1 protein-coding gene and 2 pseudogenes are annotated in these 929 nt (G+C 31.8%); 2 read left to right on the forward strand and 1 reads right to left on the reverse strand.

Translation table 11 applies throughout. The features are described from left to right. Positions 1–250: pseudogene (locus A142_RS20200) on the reverse strand (helix-turn-helix domain-containing protein); the annotation flags it as partial. Positions 251–444: 194 nt separating this feature from the next. On the opposite strand from A142_RS20200, the gene A142_RS20205 reads away from it, so the two are divergent. Beyond that, on the forward strand, positions 445–615 hold the full coding sequence (locus A142_RS20205; protein WP_019820753.1) for a Flp family type IVb pilin: 171 nt from the start codon (positions 445–447) through the stop codon (positions 613–615). Positions 616–772: 157 nt separating this feature from the next. Continuing rightward, positions 773–904 (forward strand): annotated as a pseudogene (locus A142_RS24560) (prepilin peptidase); the annotation flags it as partial. Between the last annotated feature and the right edge of the window lie 25 nt (positions 905–929).

Consider the following 929-nt stretch of genomic DNA (forward strand, 5'->3'; position numbering starts at 1 on the left):
TTAGTTCCATTGAATTACGCAACAAAGCCATTCGCTTGTTCAAGTTTTCACAAATAGATAATGCCATTGTAAGTAGTTGAAGTTTATCCGGTCTATTCAAGATAAAAAATACCATTCTGACATCTAAGCTACTGATTATAGATATATCTTGCTTATAATTTTCAATGGAGAAGTAGTGATTTATTTTATTGATAATAACAGAATTAAATTCACTGTCTTTATCTGATAATAAAGGTGTTACTACTTTCATATAAATACCAACTCTATTTCATATTAAAATTAGCGTTTAAAAATAGATAAATTAAGATGCATAATAATTAGATTAGAAGTACCACAAAAAAGTGCAAGTAAATGGCAAGAAAATCCTAACCTAATATATCTCTCACCTCTAGATTTAGTTTACAGGTAAACAAAGCCTGATACACAAATCAAGGAGAGGTTATCATGGATAAGTTTTTGAAAAATTGTAAAGAATTCATGAAAGATGAAGAAGGGTTGACTGTAATCGAGTATGTAATCGGTGCAGCTTTATTGGTATTAGGTTTGACAACCGTATTTTCTGGTTTAGGGACTACACTAGCAGCTAAACTGAATACAATCGTCAATGGCTTATGATCGAAAAGGAGTGAGACAGCAAAGAGGGTTGACTTCGGTTGCCTACATTATCGCTGCTGCCTTACTTGTTATTGCAATAGGATTGGTTTTTTCTGGGATGGCAACAGCCTTACTAAGTAAAATCCAGAGCATTTTTTCGAGTGTATGAATTGAATATATGATTAATGATCCTTCAGTTTTTTGGGCATTGCTAATTGCAGTTTCGGTATACGATGTTGAGCAACATCGTATACCAAACAAAATATTGATGTTGTTTTTGTTTGTGTATTTATTATCAATGTTTAAGGCTTTGTTGCGTAATTAAATTTAAAGAT

The organism is Vibrio splendidus 12E03 (genome assembly GCF_000272105.2).
In the GTDB taxonomy this organism is placed as follows: Bacteria; Pseudomonadota; Gammaproteobacteria; order Enterobacterales; family Vibrionaceae; genus Vibrio; species Vibrio splendidus_I.

Bases quoted from the DNA above. Each gene is read 5' to 3' on its own strand.
- A142_RS20205 (WP_019820753.1), top strand. From the start codon at position 445: ATGGATAAGTTTTTGAAAAATTGTAAAGAATTCATGAAAGATGAAGAA.